This window comes from Streptomyces sp. SID486 (genome assembly GCF_009865385.1).
Taxonomy (GTDB): domain Bacteria; phylum Actinomycetota; class Actinomycetes; order Streptomycetales; family Streptomycetaceae; genus Streptomyces.
In genome coordinates, this window is record NZ_WWJT01000413.1 from 1 (window position 1) to 4083 (window position 4083).

Genomic DNA, 4083 nt, shown 5'->3' on the forward strand with positions numbered 1-4083 from the left:
ACGGGGCGCGCGGCAGGCGGGGAGCGCCCGGCCGGCACGGGAGACGCGGCCCGGGCCGGAGGTCCGACGGCTGCCGAACCCCCGGCTGACCGGGCTCGGCAGCGGGCTGTTCTGCGCCGGCGCCATGTTCCTGCTCGGCTGTCTGGACCAGCTGCTGCTCGGGGCGTCCCCGGCGGTGTACGGCGTGCTCTTCCTGCCGGTGTGCGTGCTGACCGCGCTGTGGGTGCGCGACGGGGACGTGCTGACGGCACCGGTGGTCCTGCCGCTCGCGTTCGCCGTGGGACTGCTGCCGGTCGCCGAGAGCGGCGGCGGGGCTGTCGGCCGCCTGATGGGCCTGGTCACCGGGCTCGCCACCGAGGCCGGGTGGCTGTACGGCGGGACGCTCGTCGCCGGAGCGATCGTGCTCATCCGCCGGGCCGCGTGGGTCCGCTCCCGCCGCGGCCACGGCTGAACCTCGCCGGCTACCGACCGGCCCCGCCGGACCGATCGTGCTCATCCGCCGGGCCGCGTGGGTCCGCTCCCGCCGCGGCCACGGCTGAGCCTCGCCGGCTACCGACCGGCCCCGCCGGACCGACGGCTGCCCCCGGCCGGGCTGCCGGCTCGGCTTACCCGGCCGGGCTGTCGACCGATCCCGACCGACAAGGCCGGACTGACGACCGACCCCGGCCGACCACGGCCGAACCGCCGCCCTGGCCGGCCCCGGCCGGGCTGCCGGCTGAGCCCTGCCGGCGGGGGCCCTGCCGACGGGGGCCCTGCCGGCGCGGGCCCGGGCGGGGGCGTCGGTGGGAGTCGGCGCGTTCGTTCTAGGCGTGCTGGGACGCTCTCATCGCCGCCCCCACGATCCCCGCGTTGTTCTGCAGCTGCGCGGGGACGATCTCGGCCTTGATGCCCTCGATGAGGTGCAGGAACTTGTCCGCCTTGCGGCTGACCCCGCCGCCGACGATGAACAGCTCCGGCGAGAACAGCATCTCCACGTGGGCCAGGTAACGCTGGACGCGGTGGGCCCATCGCTCCCAGCTGAGGTCGTGGTCCTCCTTGGCCTTGCTGGAGGCGCGCTTCTCCGCGTCGTGGCCGTTGAGCTCGAGGTGGCCCAGCTCGGTGTTCGGGACCAGGGTGCCGTCCACGAAGACGGCGCTGCCGATCCCCGTGCCGAAGGTGAGCAGGATGACCGTGCCCCCGCGGCCCCGCCCGGCGCCGAACTCCATCTCGGCGACGCCCGCCGCGTCGGCGTCGTTGACCACGGTCACCGGGAGTCCCCCCAGTCTGCCGCTGAACAACGCGCGCGCGTCCGTGTCGATCCAGCCCTTGTCCACGTTCGCGGCCGTACGGACCGTGGCGCCGCCGGTGACCACTCCGGGGAAGGTCAGGCCGACGGGCCCGGTCCAGCCGAAGTGGTCCACGACCTGCTTGACCCCGTCGGCGACGCCGTCGGGCGTCGCCGGATGGGGAGTGAGCACCTTGCAGCGCTCCTGGGCCAGGTCGCCCCGGTCGAGATCAACAGGGGCGCCCTTGATCCCGGATCCGCCGATGTCCACACCGAAGATCTGCATGGCTCCACGTTACGACGGACCACTGACGGTCACGCCTCGGGCGTACCGCTTCCGCCGCGCTCGGCGACCAGGGCCGCGGCCTCGTCGCGCAGATCGCGGCGCAGCTCCTTGGGCAGCGAGAAGGTGATGGACTCCTCGGCCGCCCTGACCAGCTCCACGTCCGCGTAGCCGCGCTCGGCGAGCCACCCCAGGACCTGCTCGACCAGTACCTCGGGCACGGAGGCGCCGGAGGTGACGCCGACCGTCGTCACACCGTCCAGCCAGCCCTCCTCGATCTCGTCGGCGAAGTCCACCAGGTGGGCGTCGCGGGCGCCGGCGAGCTTGGCGACCTCGACCAGCCGCTTGGAGTTGGAGGAGTTGCGGGAGCCGACGACGATGACCAGGTCGGCCTCGGCGCCCATCTGCTTCACGGCGAGCTGGCGGTTCTGGGTGGCGTAGCAGATGTCGTCGCTGGGCGGGGAGACGAGTCCGGGGAACTTCGTCTTGAGGGCGTCGACGGTCTCCATGGTCTCGTCGACGGAGAGGGTGGTCTGGGAGAGCCAGACGACCTTCGACGGGTCGCGGACCTCGACCTTGGCGACGTCCTCGGGTCCGTCGACCAGCTGGATGTGCTCGGGGGCCTCGCCGGAGGTGCCGATGACCTCCTCGTGGCCCTCGTGCCCGATGAGGAGGATGTCGTAGTCGTCGCCCGCGTACCGGACGGCTTCCTTGTGGACCTTGGTGACCAGCGGGCAGGTGGCGTCGATGGTGGCGAGACGACCCTGCCTGGCCTCCTCGTGCACGACGGGGGCGACACCGTGCGCGGAGAACATGACGATGTTGCCCGGCGGCACCTCCTCCGTGCGCTCGACGAAGACGGCGCCCTTCTTCTCCAGGGTCTGCACGACGTACTTGTTGTGCACGATCTCGTGCCGGACGTAGATCGGCGCCCCGTACTGCTCCAGGGCTTTCTCGACGGCGATCACGGCGCGGTCCACACCGGCGCAGTAGCCCCGGGGGGCGGCGAGCAGGACACGGCGGCCAGACGAAGCGGTCATGCGTCCCATCGTAAGGCCGCGTCCGGCGGCCCGGAGATCGCGTGCTCCCGTCTCCCCCGGGGGAGACTGGGGCGTATGTCCGACACCGGAACGACAGTCTCCAGGGCCGGCCCGGACCGGCGGCTGCGGCGCAGCCTGGGCCCACGGGATCTCGTGGTGTACGGGCTGCTGTTCATCGCCCCCATGGCACCGGTGGGGGTGTTCGGCACGCTGGACGCCAGGTCGCACGGAGCGGTGGCGCTGGTGTACGCGGTGGCGACGGTCGCCATGGGCTTCACCGCCTTCAGCTACGCGCAGATGGTGCGGGTGGTACCGCGGGCGGGATCGGTGTTCGCCTACGCGCGCGTGGGGCTCGGCGAAGGGGCCGGGTTCGTCGCGGGCTGGATGGCGGCGCTGGACTACGTCCTCATCCCCGCGGTGGCCTACCTCTTCTCCGGGATCGCGATGAACGCGCTCGTCCCCGAGGTGTCCCGGTGGCTGTGGACGGCACTGGCCGTGGTGCTCACGACCCTGCTGAACCTCTGGGGCGTACGAGCCGCCGCGCGCGTGGGTTTTCTCGTTCTGGCCATGGAGGTCGCGGTCCTGCTGGTGTTCGCGGTCTCGGCCGTGGTGGTGCTGGTCCGGCACGGGGCGGAGCGCGGTCTGCTGTCGCCGCTGACGGGGGACGGCACGCAGGGCGGCTTCGCGCCGGCGGCGGTGCTCGGCGCGGTGTCCGTGGCGGTGCTGTCCTATCTGGGCTTCGACGCGATCGCGTCGTTCGCCGAGGAGGTCACCGGGGGTTCGGCGAAGGTGGCGCGTGCCCTGCTGTTCTGCCTGGCGCTGGCCGGGGTGCTGTTCGTGGCGCAGACGTACCTGGTGGCGCTGCTGGAGCCGGTGACGTCCGCGCGGCTCGCCGCGGAGCCGGGGCAGCAGGGACCGGCGTTCTACGACGCGGTGGACTCCGCCGTCGGCACCTGGCTGCACGACCTGGTGGCCGCGAGCAAGGCGATCGGGGCGGCGTTCGCGGCGCTGGCCGGGCAGGCGGCGGCCGGCCGGCTGCTGTTCGCCATGAGCCGCGACCGCAGGCTGCCGCGCGCGCTGTCCCGGACGGACGCCGGCGTGCCGCGGGTCGCGCTGCTGTGCGCGGCCGTCGTCACGCTGCTCGCCGCGGGCTGGGCGGCGCGGCGGGACGACGGCCTGGACCGGCTCGTCTCGGTGGTCGACATCGGCGCGCTGTCCGCGTTCACGCTGCTGCACGCGAGCGTGGTGGGCTGCTTCGTGCGGCGCGGGGACGAGCTGTGCTGGTGGCGGCATGTGCTGGTGCCGGTGGTCGGGGCGGCGGTCACGGTCGCGGTGATCGTGGCGGCGTCCGGGGCGGCACAGGTGGTGGGGGCGGTGTGGCTGGGCATCGGGATGCTGGTCCTGGCGGCCCAGTGGCGCCGGCGGGAGGCGACGGAGCCCGGTACGGCGCCCCGGGGCGGCCGTACCGGCACCTGACGACGGACGAACCGCCCACC

The 4083-nt window shown here is 73.6% G+C and carries 4 protein-coding genes; 2 read left to right on the top strand and 2 right to left on the bottom strand.

From position 1 onward, the window contains the following. Positions 1 to 451, top strand: a 451-nt coding sequence (locus GT045_RS19885) for a DUF6542 domain-containing protein (RefSeq protein WP_237538727.1), incomplete at its 5' end; no start/stop codon positions are given. Positions 452 to 803: 352 nt separating this feature from the next. On the opposite strand, the gene GT045_RS19890 is transcribed toward GT045_RS19885, so the two are convergent. Together GT045_RS19890 and GT045_RS19895 are read right to left on the bottom strand one after the other, a co-directional pair. Beyond that, entirely contained in the window at positions 804 to 1550 is a 747-nt protein-coding gene (locus tag GT045_RS19890) for a polyphosphate--glucose phosphotransferase (RefSeq protein ID WP_161287873.1), read from the bottom strand. Between the two features lie 29 nt (positions 1551 to 1579). Beyond that, complete coding sequence (locus GT045_RS19895; protein WP_202528518.1) at positions 1580 to 2596, bottom strand: 4-hydroxy-3-methylbut-2-enyl diphosphate reductase; 1017 nt, start codon at positions 2594 to 2596, stop codon at positions 1580 to 1582. 66 nt (positions 2597 to 2662) lie between these two features. Between GT045_RS19895 and GT045_RS19900 the strand changes: the two genes are divergently transcribed. Continuing rightward, positions 2663 to 4063: an APC family permease gene (locus GT045_RS19900; protein ID WP_161334968.1), complete on the top strand. Its 1401-nt coding sequence runs from the start codon at positions 2663 to 2665 to the stop codon at positions 4061 to 4063. The last annotated feature ends 20 nt before the right edge of the window (positions 4064 to 4083 follow it).

What these genes read in the sequence shown, in the direction of transcription:
- GT045_RS19890 (WP_161287873.1), bottom strand. Translation starts at nt 1,550, where the DNA reads ATGCAGATCTTCGGTGTGGACATCGGCGGATCCGGGATCAAGGGCGCC.
- GT045_RS19895 (WP_202528518.1), bottom strand. Translation starts at nt 2,596, where the DNA reads ATGGGACGCATGACCGCTTCGTCTGGCCGCCGTGTCCTGCTCGCCGCC.
- GT045_RS19900 (WP_161334968.1), top strand. Translation starts at nt 2,663, where the DNA reads ATGTCCGACACCGGAACGACAGTCTCCAGGGCCGGCCCGGACCGGCGG.